Origin of the sequence: Streptomyces caeruleatus, assembly GCF_001514235.1 — a bacterium.
GTDB classification, from domain to species: domain Bacteria; phylum Actinomycetota; class Actinomycetes; order Streptomycetales; family Streptomycetaceae; genus Streptomyces; species Streptomyces caeruleatus.
Genome location: NZ_KQ948925.1, coordinates 457,152 through 474,347 on the forward strand (window position 1 = coordinate 457,152; position 17,196 = coordinate 474,347).

Here is a 17,196-nt window from a genome sequence, read left to right on the forward strand (position 1 = left end):
GGGATCCAGTTCCGGGGGTTCGGCGGGACAGTGGCGCGCTCTGTCCTACCAGGTGCGGGTGTGATCCCCGCGCCGACAGCGCCACGCGGCGGCCTAGGACCACACCCCCTGGGCGACCGACACCCCCACGAACGCCGCACCGAGTCCCGCGGTCACGCTCCCCGCGATGTTGGCGACGGCGTAGAGCCCGGCGCCCGTCTCGGCGAGCCGGAGGGTCTCGTAGGAGAAGGTCGAGTAGGTGGTCAGGGCGCCGCACAGGCCGGTGCCGAGCAGCAGCTGGAGGTGGGAGCTGGCGGCGCCCTGGGCCGCCGCGCCGGTGATCAGGCCGAGGATCAGACAGCCGCTGACGTTGACCAGGAAGGTGCCCCAGGGGAACACCGAGTCGTGCCGGGACTGCACCGCACGGTCGGTGAGATAGCGCAGGGGCGCGCCGACGACGGCGCCCGCGATCACCAGGAGCCAGTTCACGGCGCCCTCTTACCTTCCGTGTTCTTACCTCCGGCGTCCTCTTCGGGCGGTTCCGGCGGGGTGTGGCCACGGCCGGTGTACCGGATGACCTCGCAGTCGTCGAGGGTGACCAGACCCTCGGTGACGAGTTCGTCGAGCTGTGGCAGGAAGGCCCGTACGCGTTCCTCGGTGTCGACGATCACGATCGCGACCGGCAGGTCCTCGCTCAGGGACAGCAGTCGTGAGGTGTGGATCAGGGAGGAGGCGCCGAAGCCCTCGATGCCGCGGAAGACGCTCGCCCCCGCGAGGCCGGCGGCGTGGGCGCGGTGCACGATCTCCGCGTACAGGGGCTTGTGGTGCCGGGTGTCGTGCTCGCCGACGAAGACGGTCAGGCGCAGCGCCCTGCCGGTCAGCCTGGTCATGGCTGCCTCGCTTTCAGGATGCGGCGGGTGGCCGTCGCCGCGAGCCAGACGGCCGTGAGCGCCGCGACGAGGGTGGCGGCGAGGTAGGCCAGGCCCACGCGCGGGTGACCGGCGTCCAGCTGCTTCTGGATGTCGACGGCGTACGTGGAGAAGGTCGTGAAGCCGCCGAGCACGCCGGTGCCGAAGAAGGGACGGACGAGGCGGTGGGCCGCCCCCACCTCGGTGACGACCACCATGAACACGCCGATCACTGCGCAGCCCACGACATTGATCCAGAACGTCGCCCAGGGGAAGCCGCCGGGCCCGGCCGGCCACCACAGGGACGCCGCGTACCGGGCGGTGGCGCCGATCGCCCCGCCGAGCGCGACGACCGCGACGACGGGCGCCTGGGCCCGCCACGCGGGTGGCCGCGGCGCACGGACGGGGGCGCGCAGGCTCTCGGTGTCCGGGGCTGTCATGGTCGTACGTCTCCTGCCTGGACCGCCTCACCGCACCTGGCGTGGTGATCGCGGCCGGTCAACAGCGTACGCCGGGCTCATTTCGGTACGGGTGCCTCGCACACCGCGACGCCCCGCTCCCACAGGCTGCCCAGGATCAGCCGGTCGCCGCTCTCGCACACGCTGGTGACCATCCGGAAGCGGGAGTGCCGGCGGGCCAGGTGGTGCACGACCTGACCGGTGTCGTCGACCGCGAGGACGCCGATCGTGCCCGTGGGGCGGAAGGGCGCGCGCACGGCGACGCGTGCGGCGGTGCGGCGTACGGCGGGGGCGGCGCGGTGCAGGAGGTCGAGCGGGGGGACGCGCGGGCCGGCCAGCGCCACCCAGATCGGGCCGTCCGGGGCGCCGCGCCAGAGGTTGTCCGGCATGCCCGGCAGGTTCTCGACGAAGGGCTCGCTCCGGCCGGCGCGAGGGCCGGTGAGCCAGTAGCGGGTGAGGCGGCACGCGCCCGTCTCGGCGACGACCAGGAAGGAACCGTCGGCGCTCAGGGCGAGGCCGTTGGCGAACTGGAGGCCGTCCAGGAGGACTTCGGGGGTGTCGCTGCCGGGGGCCAGGCGCAGGAGCCGGCCGGTCGCCGTGTGTTCGACGAGGTCGCCGATCCAGTGGTCCAGGGGGTGGCGGCGGCTGCTCACGGTGAAGCAGACGCTGCCGTCGGGCAGGGCCACCGCGTTGCTGCAGAACCGCAGCGGCTCTCCCGCCACCGAGTCGGCGAGGACGCGTACGGTGCCGTCGGTGAGGTCGACGCGGAGCAGTCCTCGTTCCGCGTCGCACACCAACAGGGCGTCGTCCGCAAGGAGTTCGAGGCCGAGCGGTCGCCCGCCGGTCTCGGCGAGCACCTCGACCCGGGCCCCGGCGGAGTCCGTCAGGCCGTCGAGGCGCAGGATGCGGCCGTCCTCGACGCCGGTGAGCACCCGGCCCCGGGCATCGGCGACCACGTCCTCCGGGCCGCGGGCGCCGATCGCCACGTACCGGCGCGGGACGAGCTCGGTGGGACGGTCCATGAAAGGCCTCTCCTTCGGTGCGCGACAACCGCTCCTGCCAGGCACGCACCGTAGTGCGCATGTCACGGCGACGCGCGCCCGGGTACCCGGACCGTGCCGTGTCATCCGCCCGGGTACGCGAGCGGTGTGTCACGGTTTACGAGGAACGTCCCCTGGCCACTCGGCCAGGCGCGCACAACAGGCGAGAGAGGGTGGTCGTATGTCACGTCCGCCCCGGTGGTGTGTGGACCGGCGCCCCGGTAGAGGGGCCCGTGACCTACGGCGGCCGAGTTGAACGTCCGGCACTTCTGGCCGCACACGGCCTGGCACCGGGTGGGGCTCGCGGAGCTCTACCGGCGCGGCAAGGAGCTGGAGTTGCTGCACCGGGCCATGGGGTTCGCCGCGCTCTCCCTGGTCACGCTGGCTCCGCTGCTGATCGTGGTGGCGGCCGTCGATCCCCTGGGGCGCGGCGGGTTCGCCCTGTGGCTGGTGGACGGCATGGACCTGTCCGGAAGGTCGGCCCGCGCCCTCTCGCAGGTCTTCACTCCGCCCCGCAAGGTGGTCAGCACGACCAGTGCGCTGAGCGTGGCCCTGCTCGCGGTGTTCGGTGTGGCCTTCGGCGCCAGCGTCCAGAACGGCTACGAGCGGATCTGGCGGCTGCCCGCCGGACCCTGGCACCGGGTGTGGCGGCAGACGGTCTGGCTGATCATGCTCATGGCGTATGTGTACGCGCAGGTGCAGACCCGGACCCTGCTGCACGGCACACCCCGCATCCTGCTGAGCACGGCGGTGGGCGTGCTGTTCTTCTGGTGGGGGCCGCACTTCCTGCTCTGTGAGGTGCGCTGGCGGTATCTGCTGCCCGGTGCGATTGCCACCATGGCGGGGCTGGTCGGGCTGCGCTGGTTCTCGTACCTGGTGTTCACCCCGTTGCTCGTCACCAACGCGATCAGCTACGGCCCCGTCGGGACCGTCCTGGTGGTGGAGTCCTGGCTGGTCGGGGTGGGGTTCGTGGTCTACGGCGGGGCGCTGCTGGGCCGGCTGCTGTGCGAGCGGTTCGGGGATGTCGACGACCGGGACCGCACGGACGCCGGGAAGCCGGACCGCGCGGACGCCGGGAAGCCGGACCGCGCGGCCCCCGGACGACGGCAGCGCGGGCGAGGGTCGTCGGGCGCTTCCGCGGATCCTGCGCAGCCCGGTGTGTCCGAGTAGAGGCGACTGCGGGACCCCGTCCGGGCAGCGCCGCTACCAGCCCTTCTCAAACACGCGGGCGACCTCGGCGATCCGCATGTCGTCGCGGCGGTAGTGCAGGCGCCGCCTGATCCGCTTGGTGCGCAGCAGGCCGAGGTTCACGAGGAGGGTGAGGTGGGTCTCGGCGACCTTGCGCGGTACGCCGAGCTTCGCGGCCACGGCGGACGCGGGGACGCCGTCCTCGGCCGGGTCGCCGTGCCGCTGCTTCGGGAAGTGCGCGACCGGGTCCTTCAGCCATTGAAGGATGTCCAGGCGGGCTGTGCCGGCGGGAGTCCTCAGCATGTCGTCCCCCCCTTCGTCGGGCCGCGTCGTCACGCGTCCTCCCACTGTCCCGCAGCCGAGGCAGCCCTGTCCGGGACTCTTCGAGCCTTGTCCGGTACCGAACGGCCGTACGACATGGGGTCGTTCGCCCCGGACGCGGCGAGGCCCGGTCGCAGGCGTGCGACCGGGCCCCTTGTTCACCGACTCGGCGGATTCGGCGGACTCACCGGTGGCTGAACCACGCCATCGACGAGAGCGCCTTGTCGTCGTAGCCGAACAGCGCCTGGTTCTCCCAGCCGTTGCCGGAGGCGGCGTCGGTCGGGTCCCAGCCGTTGCCGGAGACGGCGGTCCAGGTCGCCTCCCAGTAGAAGACGCCGAGGCCGCGGCCGTTCGGGACGGCCTCCACGATGCTCGTCACGTCGTTCATCCAGCGGCGCTGCCCGGCCGTGTTCGCCGGGTAGCCCGAGACCAGCTCACCCGTGGTGTTGATGATCTCCTCGTGCGCGTCCTCGCTGTCCAGCCGGAACGGGTAGGCCGTCTCGGCGACGAAGACGGGCTTGCCGTAGCGGGAGGCCGCGTCGTCCAGGGTCGTCTGGAAGTCGTAGAGCGAGCCGTGCCAGTAGCCGTAGTACGACAGGCCGATCGCGTCGAACTTCACGCCGTTCGAGACGGCGCTGTCGAACCACCAGCGGGTGCCGGACAGGTCACCGCCCTTGGCGAGGTGCAGGGCGACCGTGGTGGACGAGTTGACCGCCTTGACCGCGTCGTAGCCCGAGTTGAGCAGTCCGGCGAGCTGCGAGAAGTTGCTCGTGGAGCCCTCGTTCCACAGCATGCCGCCGTTGATCTCGTTGCCCACCTGGACCATGTCGGCGGTGGTGCCCTGAGCCTTCAGCGCGTTCAGCACGTCGTACGTGTGGTCGTACACGTCGGTCCTGAGCTGACTGTACGAGTGCCCCGCCCACGCGGCCGGCTTGCTCTGGGCGCCCGGGTCGGCCCAGATGTCCGAGTAGTGGAAGTCGACCAGCAGCTTCATGCCGGACGCCTTGATCCGCTTGGCCATGGCGAGGACGCGCGTCTTGTTGTTGTAGCCGTCGGCCGGGTTGACCCAGACCTTCAGACGCGCGTAGTTCATGCCGGCGTTCTTCAGGATGGTGACCGCGTCACCGGTCGTGCCGGAGCTGTTCTTGTAGACGCCGCCCTTGGCCTCGCTCTTGGCGAGGGAGGAGATGTCGGCGCCGTGGATGGAGGTGCCGCCCGTGCCGGACGCGAAGGTCAGGTCGTCGACATTGATCCAGTTGCCGGCGTTCGCGTCACTGTTGACGCTGATCGTGCACTGGTTGTTGGTCACGTTGACCGGCACGACGATACGGATCCAGCCGCTCGCCGAGACCGGAAAGTCGGTGCGCTGCTCCGCGCCACCGCAGTTCTTCAGGGCTATGTACGCCGAGTTCTGGCCGCCGCCGGAGCGGACCCAGGCGGTGAGTTTGTAGTTGCCGTTGGTCAGCCCGGACAGGTACTGGAACGTCTCCACCTTGTAGGCGGAGGACGCGTAGTGGGTCAGGCGGTAACTTCCGGCGTGGCCACCGGCCTCGGTGAAGGAGGCGGAGTTCTGCCCGGCCGCCGAGTACGTCGACCAGCCGGCCGGCGTCGCGGTGCCGGTGCCGTCGGACTCGAAACCGCCGTTGGTCAGCGTGCTCGCCGCCGAGGCGGTCTGCGCGGGCAGGGCGGTCAGGGCGAGACCGGCTGCGAGCGGCAGCAGCAGGGCTCGGAGGGTGCGTCTGGGATGGAACATCGTCGTCCGTCGTCCCTTCGACATAAGTGGGTTGGGGACTTCCCTCACCTGGGCCGGTGAGGAGCCCCTCCGCCCGCGGCTCGTGGCACGCGCGGGCGGAGGGGAGTCGGCTCAGCCGTCGAGTCGGACGACCCGGACGGCTCCCGCGGGAACCTCGATACGGCCCGCGGCGCGTTCGCCGGTCAGCAGCTCGGTGCCGGGTGCCTCCAGCGGCACCTTGGCGTGCGTCCCGGTGTGGTTGAGGGCGAACAGGTAGCTGCCCGACTCGCCGGCACGGCGCACCACCTCGACGTCACGGGGCAGGTCGACACGCGGGGCGACCTGCGCGTCCTCGATCGCCCAGCCCAGCAGCGCGTCGAGGCCCTCGGCGCCGAGCCGGGTGGAGACGTACCAGGCGGTGCCCTCGCCGAGGCGGTGCCGGGTGACGGCGGGGTGGCCGGCGGTCAGGCCGTCGGCGTACGTCCAGACGGTCTCGGCGCCGCGCGGGACGACGAACTCGGTCCACACGTCGCCGCTGAGCTCGGAGCCGTCCGGGCCGGTGATGCGCACCAACTGGTCCTTCAGCAGCGGCGCGAACTCCTCGACCGTCAGACCGAGGGCGTCCCGCAGCGGTCCGGGGTAGGCGCCCTCGTGCACGGCGTCGTGCTCGTCGACGATGCCGGAGAAGTACGACACGACGAGGGTGCCGCCGTTCTCCACGTACCGGCGCAGGTTGTGGCCGGCCGCGTCCGTCATCAGGTACAGCGCGGGAACCACGACCAGGGGATAAGCCGACAAGTCGGCTTCCGGGTGGGCGAAGTCGACCGTGAGGTGGCGGTCGTAGAGCACCTCGTAGAAGGCGTCGGCGCGCTCGCGCGGGTCGTGGTCCTCGCTGGGCCGCCAGTCGAGGTTCTGCGCCCACCAGGAGTGCCAGTCCCACAGCATCGCGACGTCGGCCTGGGTGCGGGTGCCGAGGACCGTGCTCAACGAGTCGAGAGCGGCGCCGAGTTCGACGACCTCACGCCACACGCGGGTGTCGGTGCCGCCGTGCGGGACCATCGCCGAGTGGAACTTCTCGGCGCCGCGCCGGGACTGCCGCCACTGGAAGAACAGGGCGCCCTCGGAGCCGCGCGCCACATGGGCGAGGGAGTTGCGGGCCATCTGGCCGGGGGCCTTGGCCGGGTTGCGGGCCTGCCAGTTGACGCCGGAGGTGGAGTGCTCCAGGAGGATCCAGGGCGCTCCCCCGGCGACGGACCGCGTGAGGTCGGCGGCCATCGCGAGGTTGACGTGGGTGCGGCGGCCGTCGGTGATCAGGTAGTGGTCGTTGGTGACGATGTCGACCTCACGGCCCCAGGCCCAGTAGTCGACGGAGTCGCACTGGCTGAGGGCCGTCATGAAGTTGGTGGTGACCGGGACGCCGGGCGAGAGGCGGTGGAGGATGTCCCGCTCCATGCGGAAGTTCTCGCGCATGGTGGCGTCGGCGAACCGCTTGTAGTCCAGCGCCTGGGACGGGTTGACGGCCGTCGGGGTCGCGCGCGGCGGGTTGATCTGCTCGAAGTCGGTGTAGCGCTGACCCCAGAACGCGGTGCCCCAGGCCTCGTTGAGCGCGTCGACGGTGCCGTAGGTGTCCGCCAGCCAGCGGCGGAAGTGCGCGGCGCAGGAGTCGCAGTAGCAGGCGGAGACGGGGACGCCGTACTCGTTGTGCACGTGCCACATCGCGAGCGCCGGGTGGTCGCCGTAGCGTTCGGCGAGCCGGGTGGTGATGCTCGCGGCGGCCGCGCGGTAGTCGGTGTTGCTGTGGCAGATGGCGGCGCGGGAGCCGAACTCGTAGCGCACGCCCTCCGCCGTCACGGGCAGCGCCTCGGGGTGGGCGCGGTAGAACCAGACCGGCGGGCAGACGGTGGGCGTACCCAGGTCGACGCGGACGCCGTTCTCGTGCAGCAGGTCGAACAGGCGGTCCAGCCAGCCGAAGTCGTATACGCCGGGTGAGGGCTCCAGCAGGGCCCAGGAGAAGATCCCGACACTCACCATCGTGACGCCGGCCTCCCGCATCAGCCGGACGTCTTCCTGCCAGACGCTTTCCGGCCACTGCTCGGGGTTGTAGTCCCCGCCGAAGGCGAGCCTGGTGAGGCCCCTGGGCGTGGTCTCCGGCATGGATCTCTCCCGTTTGGTTTCGATCATTTGGGAACGTGCACACATCGAATCGGCGGTGCGAGCCCAACATAACCGCACAGCAACAACCATTGACAAGTGGCCGGGATGTTTCTCTACTGTGAACGCTCACAGAAGCATGGCGGGCCCTCGCAGCAGGCGGAGGCCCCAGGTCAGGGGAGAGATCCATGCCCATCACGAAGCGTCGGCGACTCGCTTTCAGAACTGCGGCCACCTGTGTCGCCGCCGCCCTCGGCGCCACCGCCCTCGCCGCCTGCGGCTCCGAAGACGCCGGGGAGGACTCGTCGGGTCCGGTCTCGCTGACGTACTGGACCTGGACGCCGGGCATGGACAAGGTCGTCGACCTGTGGAACAAGGGCCCGGGCAAGAAGGACCAGATCACCGTCACGGTGAAGAAGCAGGCGTCCGGCGACACGCTGGTCACCAAGATCCTCACCGCGCACAAGGCCGGCAAGGCCCCGGACCTGGTCCAGGCCGAGTACCAGGCGCTGCCGACGCTGGTCAGCAATGACGCCGTCGCGGACATAGCCGACGAGGTCGGCGACGCGAAGGGCAAGTTCGCCGAGGGGGTCTGGCAGCAGACCACGCTGGGCACGGACTCGGTCTACGCGGTCCCGCAGGACATCGGGCCGATGATGTTCTACTACCGCCAGGACCTCTTCAAGAAGTACGGCCTGACGGTCCCGAGCACCTGGGAGCAGTTCGCCGAGACCGCCCGCGCACTGAAGAAGAAGTCCCCCGACACGGACCTGACCACGTTCTCCGCCAACGACTCCGGCCTCTTCGCGGGTCTGGCCCAGCAGGCCGGCGCCAAGTGGTGGACGACGTCCGGCGACAAGTGGAAGGTCGGCATCGACGACGCCGCCTCCCGGAAGGTCGCGAAGTTCTGGGGTGACCTCGTCAAGGAGGGCGCCGTCGACGACCAGCCGATGTACACGCCGGCCTGGAACAAGGCACTCAACACGGGCAAGCAGATCGCCTGGGTCAGCGCCGTGTGGGCGCCGGGCACGCTGACCACGGCCGCGCCCGACACCAAGGGCAAGTGGGCCATGGCCCCGCTGCCGCAGTGGTCGCAGTCGGAGAACGTCACCGGCAGTTGGGGCGGTTCCTCCACCGCCGTGACGACGGACTCCAAGAACAAGGCGGCCGCCGCCAAGTTCGCCGCCTGGCTGAACACCGACGGCGACGCTCTCAACGCGCTGGCCAAGGAGAGCGGTATCTACCCGGCCTCCACGTCGGCCCAGCTCAGCGGCGCCTTCACCACGCCGCCGGACTACTTCTCCAACCAGCCGGACTTCTACACGAAGGCCGCCGAGATCGCCGAGTCCACGGCCCCGTCGGCCTGGGGCCCGAACGTGAACGTCGCCTACACGACCTTCAAGGACGCCTTCGGCAAGGCCGCCAAGGACAAGTCGGACTTCGTCGCCGCCCTGAAGGCCATGCAGGACGACACGGTCGCCGACCTCAAGAAGCAGGGCTTCGAGGTCTCCGAGTGACCAGCACCAGCCGGAGGGCGCACGGGGTGAAGGGGGCCCCGTACGCCCACCCGTCTCCCACCACCACCCTCAAACGAGCGCGAAGCGCCCCCTATTTTTTCCTCCTCCCCGCAACAGTCCTCTTCCTGCTCTTCTTCGCACTGCCCATCGGCTACGCGGTCTGGCTCAGCTTCCACAAGGTGAAGGTCTCCGGGCTCGGGCTCGGCTCCGGCGCCCGCAAGGAGGTCTGGGCCGGCCTGGAGAACTACACCGACGCCCTGACCGACAGCGAGCTGGTCGGCGGCGCGCTGCGCGTCCTCGGCTACGGCTGCATCGTCGTGCCGGTGATGCTCGGGCTCGCCCTGCTCTTCGCCCTGATGCTCGACTCCGACAAGGTGCGGCTCGCGCCCTTCACCCGGCTCGCTATCTTCCTGCCGTACGCCATCCCCGGCGTGGTGGCCGCGCTGCTGTGGGGTTTCCTGTACCTGCCGGACGTCAGCCCCTTCTACTACGTGCTGGAGAGGCTGGGTCTGCCGCAGCCGGACCTGCTGGACGGCGGGCCGCTGTATCTCGCCCTGTCCAACATCGCGGTCTGGGGCGGCACCGGCTTCAACATGATCGTCATATACACCTCGTTGCAGGCGATCCCGGCCGAGGTGTACGAGGCGGCCAAGCTGGACGGCGCCACGCCGCTCCAGATCGCGTTGAAGATCAAGATCCCGATGGTGGCGCCCTCGCTGGTGCTGACGTTCTTCTTCTCGATCATCGCCACGCTCCAGGTGTTCAGCGAGCCGACCACCCTGAAGCCGCTCACCAACTCCGTGTCCACGACCTGGAGTCCGCTGATGAAGGTGTACCAGGACGCCTTCGGCAAGGGCGACATCTACGCGGCGGCCGCCCAGGCCACGATCATCGCCGTGGCGACGCTGCTGCTGTCCTTCGGCTTCCTGCGGGCCGCGAACCGTCGCAACAAGCGGGACGTCAGTCAAGAAGGTGCACGATGAGTTCTCTTGCCGTCGGCAAGGCCGACACCGCCGCCGGCGCCGCACCCGGCACCGTCCAGAACCGCCCTCCGCTGCGCCGCCGGATCGCACTGATCCCGACGGTCACCCTGCTGCTCGGCGCGCTGTACTGCCTGCTCCCCGTGGCCTGGGTGGTGATCGCGGCGACCAAGTCCGGCAGCGAGCTGTTCTCGACGTTCACCTTCCTGCCGGGCACGGGCTTCGCCGACAACTTCTCGGACCTGAGCGCCTACCGCGACGGCGTGTACTGGGAGTGGATGGGCAACTCCGCCCTGTACGCCGGTCTCGGCGCGCTGCTGTCGACGGCCGTCTCGGCGTTCAGCGGCTACGCGCTGGCGATCTACCGCTTCCCCGGCCGCGAGACGCTCTTCAACGTGCTGCTGGCGGGTGTGCTGATGCCGCCGGTGATCCTCGCCATCCCGCAGTACCTGCTGCTGGCGAAGGTGGACCTCACGGACTCCTACCTGGGCGTGCTGCTGCCGCAGCTCCTGTCGCCGTACGGCGTCTACCTCTCGCGGATCTACGCGGCCGCCGCCGTCCCCGCCGATGTGGTGGAGGCCGGGCGGATGGACGGGGCGAGCGAGTGGCGGATCTTCTCGCGGGTCGCGCTGCCGATGATGGTGCCCGGCATGGTGACGGTGTTCCTGTTCCAGTTCGTGGCGATCTGGAACAACTTCCTGCTGCCGTACATCATGCTCAGCGACGACGAGAAGTTCCCGATCACGCTGGGTCTGTTCACTCTTCTCGAACAGGGTGCCAACACTCCCGCGCTGTACACGCTGGTGATCACCGGCGCGTTCCTCGCGGTCATCCCGCTGGTCGTGCTGTTCCTGGTCATCCAGCGGTTCTGGAGCCTGGATCTGCTCTCCGGGGCCGTAAAGTCATGACCATGAGCAACACGGGGGGCCGACGCAAGCCGCCGACGATCCACGACGTGGCGCGCGAGGCCGGAGTCTCACGGGGCACGGTCTCGCGGGTGCTCAACGGCGGGCACTACGTCAGCCCGACCGCCCAGGAGGCGGTCAACGCGGCGATCCGCAGGACGGGTTACGTCGTCAACCGGCACGCCCGCTCGCTGATCACGGGGCGTTCGGACTCGATCGGCTTCCTGCTGACCGAGCCGCAGGAGCGGTTCTTCGAGGACCCCAACTTCAATGTCCTGCTGAGCGGCTGCACACAGGCGCTCGCGGCGCACGACATCCCGCTGCTGCTGATGCTGGCGGGCACGCGGGACGAACGACGGCGGATAACGCGGTACATCACGGCGGGGCACGTCGACGGGGTGCTGCTGGTGTCCAGCCACTCCGGGGACCCGGTGGCCGAGGAGTTGCGTGAGGCGGGGGTGCCCCTCGTCCAGTGCGGCAAGCCCATGGGGCTCGGTGCCAAGGTGAGTTACGTGGCCGCCGACGACCGGGACGGTGCCCGTGACATGGTGCGCCACCTGCTGTCGCTGGGCCGCCGCCGGATCGGCATGGTGAGCGGTCCGCTGGACACTCCGGGCGGTGTCGACCGCCTCGCCGGCTACAAGGAGGTCCTCACGGAAGCGGGCGTCGAGATCGACGAGCGGCTCGTCGTCTCCGGCGACTACAGCCGCGCCAGCGGCGAGGCGGGCACCGAGCGGCTGCTCGCGCGGGCCCCGGACATGGACGCCCTGTTCGTGGCCTCCGACCTGATGGCGCAGGGCGCCCTGACCGCGCTGCGCCGGGCGGGCCGCCGGGTGCCCGAGGACGTGTCCGTGGGCGGCTTCGACGACTCCAGCGCGGCGACGGAGGCCACGCCCGCCCTGACGACGGTTCGCCAGCCCTACGACCGCATCAGCGCCGAGATGGTGCGGCTGCTGCTCGCGCAGATCGGCGGTGAGGACCCGGCGGCGGTGATCCTGCCGACGGAACTGGTGAAGCGGGAGTCGACGTAACGACGCGTACGGACCGCGAGGGCGCGCTCCACGGTGATCCGGCCGTGGGCGCGCCCTCGTCGTGCGACCGGTCAGGAATCGAGAAGCCCGCCACCGCTCCCCCGCCCTAGCGTGAAACCACCGACGAGAACCCGTCGGCACACACGTCACGTCAGGAGTACGTCATGACCGCCGGAGTCACCACGATCATCTACCCCGTCAAGGACCTCGACCGGACGAAGGCCCTGTTCAGGGCCCTGCTGGGCACGGAACCGTATGCGGACGAGCCGTACTACGTCGGCTTCAAGGACGCCGGACAGGACGTCGGTCTCGACCCCAACGGCCACGCGAAGGGCATGACCGGCCCGGTCCCCTACTGGCACGTCGACGACATCAGGACGACCCTCGCGGCCCTGCTGGAAGCGGGCGCCGAGACGCTCCAGGACGTGCACGACGTCGGCGGCGGCCGGCTCATCGCGTCCGTGAAGGACGGGGACGGCAACCTCGTGGGGCTGCTCCAGGACCCGACCGGCTGAGGGCCCGTGCCGAACTGGTTGCGCACGCACTAGTTGCACAGTCAATAAATGGCTGAATCGGTGCTACCGTGCCGGTATGGCAGTGAAGACGGCCGACGCCGGACTCGAGGACCGCTGGCGGGACATCCTCTCCGTACACGCGCGCACGATGACCGAGATCGACCGTGTACTGCACCCGCACGGGCTCGGCGCGAGCGACTTCGAGGTGCTCGACATCCTCGCGTCGGCGACGCCCGAGGAGGGCGGGCAGTGCCGGGTGCAGAACCTGGTCGGACGGGTCCATCTCAGCCAGAGCGCGCTGTCCCGCCTCATCGGGCGGCTGGAGAAGGACGGCCTGGTGGAGCGCTCCGTCTGCGCGGAGGACCGGCGCGGTGTCTACGTCGCCCTCACCCGCAAGGGGCGTGATCTGCACGCGGAGGTCCTGCCGCTCCAGCGCGCCGTCCTCGCCCGGATGCTGAACGGCTGATGCCGGGCTGCTGGGGCCTGTTGCGAAAGTGGCCCTAGAGCACGAATCCGGCCCCGTCCGGCAGCACTTCGACACCCGCCTCGGCCACCCGTGCGCAGGCCGCCGAGGCGGGGTCGAGCAGCGGGTTGGTGTCGGCCAGGTGGGTGTAGATCCGACGGGCGTGCGGGTGCCGGGTCAGGGCGGCGAGGCTGCCGGCCGACCCCGAAACAGACAGATGGCGGCCGTCCCGCGCCGACGCGTCCGTGGCGAAGTGCGTGCCGTCCAGGACCACGCAGTCCGCCGTCTCGATCAGGTCGTCCAGTACCGGGGTCCAGGCGCCCACGCGGGGCGCGTACACGAGGACACCCCCCGTCGCCAGATCCTCGATCCGGTACGCCGTCACCCAACGGTCGTCCGACGCCTTGGCCGGCACGTACGCCGGCGCCTCGCCCGCCATGGGGTGGGCCGTCACGACCAGCCCGCCGGCCAGCACGAACCCGCCCTCCGCGAGGCTGTCCGCCCACTCCCACGGGGCATGGCGATGCAGGGCCACCCGTGCCGGGGTCAGGGCGGTGAGCACCGGTGGGGCTGCGTAGGTCTTCAGCCCCGGCGTCTCGCGCAGCACGGCCAGGCCCGCCACGTGATCGGGCTCGGCGTCGGTCAGCAGCACGCCCCGTACCGGGGTGCGCCGGGCGCGGGGCCACAGGGCGGGGGCGGCGGTGAGCTGGACGCGGATGTCCGGCGAGGCGTTCAGCAGCCACCAGTCACGGGAGTTCCCGGTGACGGCCGCGCATTCCGGGGCGCGGGCGGGCAGCTTGCCGTCCCGGGCGGCCGCGCAGCGCGGACAGGCGCAGTTCCATCGCGGGATTCCGCCTCCGGCGGCGGTGCCGAGCAGGACGACCCTCACCACGACCCCCCACCCTCTCGCGCCGGCCTCCCGGTGGGATCTTCCCTCTCCGTACGGCCGAACCACCTGTGGCAGGGAGCAGTTCCGGCCGACCTTCGCCGGGCGGTGGCGGGGGGCGGGGGTGTCGCGCCGGACCGGGCCTAGGGGCGGGCCAGCAGTGTCCGTACGCCCTCCGATGTCAGGGTCAGCGGGTGCGAGGAGCCGGCGTCTATGGTCAGCGCCAGGTCGTCGGCCGGCCACTGGGAGGCGAGGGCGCCCAGTGGGACCAGGCGGTAGCGGGAGACGAAGGGCAGCAGTTCCGCCATCGCGGGTTCGGAGGTGAAGACGGGGACGACGGGCTCCCCGCCCGGGCGTTCGATGACCGGCAGCGCCACGGCGCCGGGGTCGGTGGCGTCCTGTTCGGTGACGTCGTCGGGCACGGGGACGAGGACGTCACTGCTGGCGAGCGTGTCCATCGCCGCCGAGTCCTCGCTGTTCCCGGCCAGCGCGTCCAGCGCACGCCGGGCCGGCGTGGCGGTGTTGTCGTTCGCTGGTGTCTCCATGGCAGATCCCCTGGTAGCGGCGTTGGTGCGGTCCTGCTCACGTACCCGATCCGGAGCAGGGCATTCCTGTGACTGTCCAGGGGATCCCGGCGTCTCTCAGGGCAACGACGGGTGGGGTACCGACCGGATGTCGCCGAGCCCCGGGGCCACGGCGAACAGTCGTAGCCTGAAGGGAAGGGACAGGCTCCCGTCCTCGTGGGCGCGGGAGGCGTGTATGCGTTACGACGACCGCAGGGCGGCCGGTGAGCTGCTGGCCGAGGGGCTGGCGGAGCTGCGCGGCCCGGATGTGGTGGTGCTGGGGCTGCCGCGGGGCGGGGTGCCGGTGGCGGCCGAGGTGGCGCGGCGGCTGGGCGCCCCGCTGGATGTGCTGGTGGTGCGCAAGTTGGGGGTGCCGCGGCAGCCGGAGTGGGGATTCGGGGCGATCGGTGAGGGCGGGGTCCGCGTTCTCAACCGTGACGTGATCGCGGAGGCCAGGGTGGAGGCGGCGGAGCAGGAGGCCGTCGAGGCGGCCGAGCGGGCCGAGCTGGACCGGCGGGTGCGGAGCTACCGGCAGGGACGGCCGGCGCTGCCGGTAGCCGGGCGCACGGCGGTCGTGGTGGACGACGGTCTCGCCACCGGTGCCACGGCCGAGGCGGCCTGTCGGGTCGTACGGGGTCAGGGCGCGGCCCGGATCGTGCTGGCGGTGCCCGTCGGACCTGCCCACAGCGTGGCCCGGCTGGCGCGGGTGGCCGACGAGGTGGTGTGCCCGCGGACGCCGGAGGTGCTCGGCTCGGTGGGGGCCTGGTACCGGCACTTCGCCCAGGTCCCGGACGACGAGGTGACGTCCCTGCTCGCGGCGGCCGCCCGGTCCCCCTCCCCCACGGCGGCCGAGCCCCCGAACCGCGAGGTGCTGATCCCGGCCGCCGGAGCCCAGCTGGGCGCGCGTCTGGTCGTGCCCGACGGCGCCCCGGCCGCGGTGGCGTTCGCGCACGGCAGTGGCAGCGGCCGGCACAGCCCGCGCAACCGGTACGTCGCGACCGCCCTCAACCGCGCCGGTCTGGCCACCCTGCTGCTCGACCTGCTCACCGACGACGAGGCGCACGACCGGCACAACGTCTTCGACATCTTCCTGCTGGCCCGCCGACTGCACGCCGCGTCGCTGTGGCTGCGTCGTGAAACCGGGCTGCCCGTCGCCTACTTCGGCGCCAGTACCGGGGCCGCCGCCGCGCTGGAGGCGGCCGCGCTGTCCGGTTCCGGGATCGGCTCGGTCGTCTCCCGCGGCGGCCGCCCCGACCTGGCGACTCCGGCCGCGCTGACCCAGCTCCGGGCTCCGACCCTGCTCATCGTCGGCAGCCGCGACACCCAGGTCCTCAGCCTCAACCGGCTCGCCGCCGACCGGATGCACTGCGAGCACCGCATCGCCGTCGTCCCCGGCGCCACCCACCTCTTCGAGGAGCCCGGCACCCTCACCACGGTCGCCGAACTGGCCCGCGACTGGTTCACCGCCCATGTCGAGCGGCCGGCCACCACGGGGACACCGGGTACGCCACCGCGCCGGTCGGCCTGAGGCGGCTTGTTCCGCACGGTCCGCGGGCCCCGCTTCCACCGACATCCGGGGGGCATGGAGAATATGTGCGGAACATATGCCCAAACTCTGGATCCCGTACGGAGAGGGACCCTTACGTGAGTCGACCGAACGGCCCCGTCTGCCCGGAGTGCGGTACGCCCCGGGCTTCGGACGGGACTCCCGCCTGCTCCTGCGCCCACCGTGCGTCCGAGGCCCGTCGCGACGCACGCACGGCGGAGGCCGCGGCCGCGGAGGACTTCGATCCGGTACGGATACGACCGTTCGTGGAGCTCGGTGACGACGCCGGGACACCGCGGCCGTCCGGGGAGGAACTCCCGCAGAAGCCAAGGGAGTTGGTGGACACGGACGACGCTCCCACACCCCGGCGCCGGCAGATCCGACGTCCGCCCCCGACCCGGACGGCCCCCGGGAGGGCCCCCGGCGCAGGCGCCGCGCTCTCCTCGCCACCGGCGCGGGAGCCACCCTGGCCGTCCTGCTGACGGGCGCCTTCCTGGGCGGGCTGTTCCGCTACGACGGCCCCTCGCGGGACCGGGCGGCCTCCGACGACGTACGGGCACCCGTCCCGGACGCCTCCACCCAGGACGGCACCTCACCCGAGGGACAGTCAGCGGGTACGGCCCCCGCGTCACCGTCCCAGAGCCCGCCCCCCTCCCGCAGTGCGGCTCCTTCCGACACCCCCGCCCCGCCGACCGCCCCCACCGCCACCCCGACCGCACCGCCCTCCGGTCCGGGCGCGACCACCGGCCCCGCCCCCGCCCCGACCGACGCGGAGGGCCGGCCTCCGGTCCTGCGCCGCGGCGACCAGGGCCCGGAAGTCACCGAACTCCAGCTCCGCCTGCGCCAGGCCGGCCTCTACGGAGGCGGCGTCGACGGCGACTTCGACCGCGAGGTCGAGAACGCGGTCCGCACCTACCAGCTCACCCGAGTCGTCCTCGGCGACGAGTCCGGGGTGTACGGCGCGGCGACTCGTACGTCGCTCGAATCGGAGACGTCGCAGCCGTGAGGCCGGC

The 17,196-nt window shown here is 71.4% G+C and carries 18 protein-coding genes; 9 read left to right on the top strand and 9 right to left on the bottom strand.

Features of this window, described 5'->3' with window-relative positions; all coding sequences use genetic code 11:
• Nucleotides 1-93: 93 nt before the first annotated feature.
• From crcB (AQJ67_RS06900) to AQJ67_RS06915, 4 genes are all read right to left on the bottom strand, one after another.
• Nucleotides 94-468 (bottom strand): fluoride efflux transporter CrcB, encoded by a 375-nt coding sequence (crcB, locus tag AQJ67_RS06900; protein WP_062717149.1) that lies wholly within the window; start codon nt 466-468, stop codon nt 94-96.
• Nucleotides 465-869 (bottom strand): DUF190 domain-containing protein, encoded by a 405-nt coding sequence (locus AQJ67_RS06905; RefSeq protein ID WP_062717150.1) that lies wholly within the window; start codon nt 867-869, stop codon nt 465-467. Before AQJ67_RS06905 ends, crcB (AQJ67_RS06900) begins: the two co-directional genes overlap by 4 nt.
• Nucleotides 866-1,327 carry a fluoride efflux transporter CrcB gene (gene crcB, locus AQJ67_RS06910; RefSeq protein WP_062717151.1) on the bottom strand — a complete coding sequence of 154 codons (462 nt, stop codon included), beginning with the start codon at nt 1,325-1,327 and terminating at the stop codon, nt 866-868. Before crcB (AQJ67_RS06910) ends, AQJ67_RS06905 begins: the two co-directional genes overlap by 4 nt.
• A gap of 77 nt (nt 1,328-1,404) precedes the next feature.
• Nucleotides 1,405-2,367, bottom strand: coding sequence for an SMP-30/gluconolactonase/LRE family protein (locus tag AQJ67_RS06915; RefSeq protein ID WP_062717152.1), 963 nt, complete (start codon nt 2,365-2,367; stop codon nt 1,405-1,407).
• Between the two features lie 270 nt (nt 2,368-2,637).
• On the opposite strand from AQJ67_RS06915, the gene AQJ67_RS06920 reads away from it, so the two are divergent.
• On the top strand, nt 2,638-3,555 hold the full coding sequence (locus tag AQJ67_RS06920) for a ribonuclease BN (RefSeq protein ID WP_079055815.1): 918 nt from the start codon (nt 2,638-2,640) through the stop codon (nt 3,553-3,555).
• Nucleotides 3,556-3,588: 33 nt separating this feature from the next.
• On the opposite strand, the gene AQJ67_RS06925 is transcribed toward AQJ67_RS06920, so the two are convergent.
• From AQJ67_RS06925 to AQJ67_RS06935, 3 genes are all read right to left on the bottom strand, one after another.
• Entirely contained in the window at nt 3,589-3,876 is a 288-nt protein-coding gene (locus tag AQJ67_RS06925) for a helix-turn-helix domain-containing protein (protein ID WP_062717500.1), read from the bottom strand.
• Nucleotides 3,877-4,078: 202 nt separating this feature from the next.
• Nucleotides 4,079-5,647 (bottom strand): glycoside hydrolase family 53 protein, encoded by a 1,569-nt coding sequence (locus AQJ67_RS06930; RefSeq protein WP_062717153.1) that lies wholly within the window; start codon nt 5,645-5,647, stop codon nt 4,079-4,081.
• Between the two features lie 111 nt (nt 5,648-5,758).
• Nucleotides 5,759-7,780, bottom strand: a complete 2,022-nt coding sequence (locus AQJ67_RS06935; RefSeq protein WP_062717154.1) for a beta-galactosidase — start codon at nt 7,778-7,780, stop codon at nt 5,759-5,761.
• Between the two features lie 185 nt (nt 7,781-7,965).
• Here AQJ67_RS06935 and AQJ67_RS06940 point away from each other — a divergent pair, with 185 nt between their 5' ends.
• The 6 genes from AQJ67_RS06940 to AQJ67_RS06965 all read left to right on the top strand — a co-directional run bounded on the left by AQJ67_RS06940 (nt 7,966) and on the right by AQJ67_RS06965 (nt 13,191).
• Entirely contained in the window at nt 7,966-9,294 is a 1,329-nt protein-coding gene (locus AQJ67_RS06940) for an extracellular solute-binding protein (protein ID WP_062717155.1), read from the top strand.
• Nucleotides 9,291-10,277, top strand: a complete 987-nt coding sequence (locus AQJ67_RS06945; RefSeq protein ID WP_208614913.1) for a carbohydrate ABC transporter permease — start codon at nt 9,291-9,293, stop codon at nt 10,275-10,277. Before AQJ67_RS06940 ends, AQJ67_RS06945 begins: the two co-directional genes overlap by 4 nt.
• Nucleotides 10,274-11,182 (top strand): carbohydrate ABC transporter permease, encoded by a 909-nt coding sequence (locus AQJ67_RS06950; RefSeq protein WP_062717157.1) that lies wholly within the window; start codon nt 10,274-10,276, stop codon nt 11,180-11,182. Before AQJ67_RS06945 ends, AQJ67_RS06950 begins: the two co-directional genes overlap by 4 nt.
• Nucleotides 11,179-12,210 carry a LacI family DNA-binding transcriptional regulator gene (locus AQJ67_RS06955; RefSeq protein WP_062717158.1) on the top strand — a complete coding sequence of 344 codons (1,032 nt, stop codon included), beginning with the start codon at nt 11,179-11,181 and terminating at the stop codon, nt 12,208-12,210. The genes AQJ67_RS06950 and AQJ67_RS06955 overlap by 4 nt, the downstream gene beginning before the upstream one ends.
• A gap of 164 nt (nt 12,211-12,374) precedes the next feature.
• On the top strand, nt 12,375-12,725 hold the full coding sequence (locus AQJ67_RS06960; protein ID WP_062717159.1) for a VOC family protein: 351 nt from the start codon (nt 12,375-12,377) through the stop codon (nt 12,723-12,725).
• A 76-nt stretch (nt 12,726-12,801) separates the two neighbouring features.
• The gene (locus tag AQJ67_RS06965) at nt 12,802-13,191 is read left to right on the top strand and encodes a MarR family winged helix-turn-helix transcriptional regulator (protein WP_062717160.1); all 390 of its coding nucleotides are present in this window, start codon (nt 12,802-12,804) and stop codon (nt 13,189-13,191) included.
• Nucleotides 13,192-13,225: 34 nt separating this feature from the next.
• On the opposite strand, the gene pqqB is transcribed toward AQJ67_RS06965, so the two are convergent.
• Both pqqB and AQJ67_RS06975 read right to left on the bottom strand, forming a co-directional pair.
• Entirely contained in the window at nt 13,226-14,080 is an 855-nt protein-coding gene (gene pqqB / locus AQJ67_RS06970; protein ID WP_244190376.1) for a pyrroloquinoline quinone biosynthesis protein PqqB, read from the bottom strand.
• A 137-nt stretch (nt 14,081-14,217) separates the two neighbouring features.
• Complete coding sequence (locus tag AQJ67_RS06975) at nt 14,218-14,619, bottom strand: SseB family protein (RefSeq protein ID WP_062717161.1); 402 nt, start codon at nt 14,617-14,619, stop codon at nt 14,218-14,220.
• A 214-nt stretch (nt 14,620-14,833) separates the two neighbouring features.
• Between AQJ67_RS06975 and AQJ67_RS06980 the strand changes: the two genes are divergently transcribed.
• Nucleotides 14,834-16,165, top strand: coding sequence for a phosphoribosyltransferase family protein (locus AQJ67_RS06980; RefSeq protein WP_062717162.1), 1,332 nt, complete (start codon nt 14,834-14,836; stop codon nt 16,163-16,165).
• Nucleotides 16,166-17,021: 856 nt separating this feature from the next.
• The gene (locus AQJ67_RS49040; RefSeq protein WP_244190396.1) at nt 17,022-17,189 is read left to right on the top strand and encodes a peptidoglycan-binding domain-containing protein; all 168 of its coding nucleotides are present in this window, start codon (nt 17,022-17,024) and stop codon (nt 17,187-17,189) included.
• Nucleotides 17,190-17,196 lie beyond the last annotated feature (7 nt).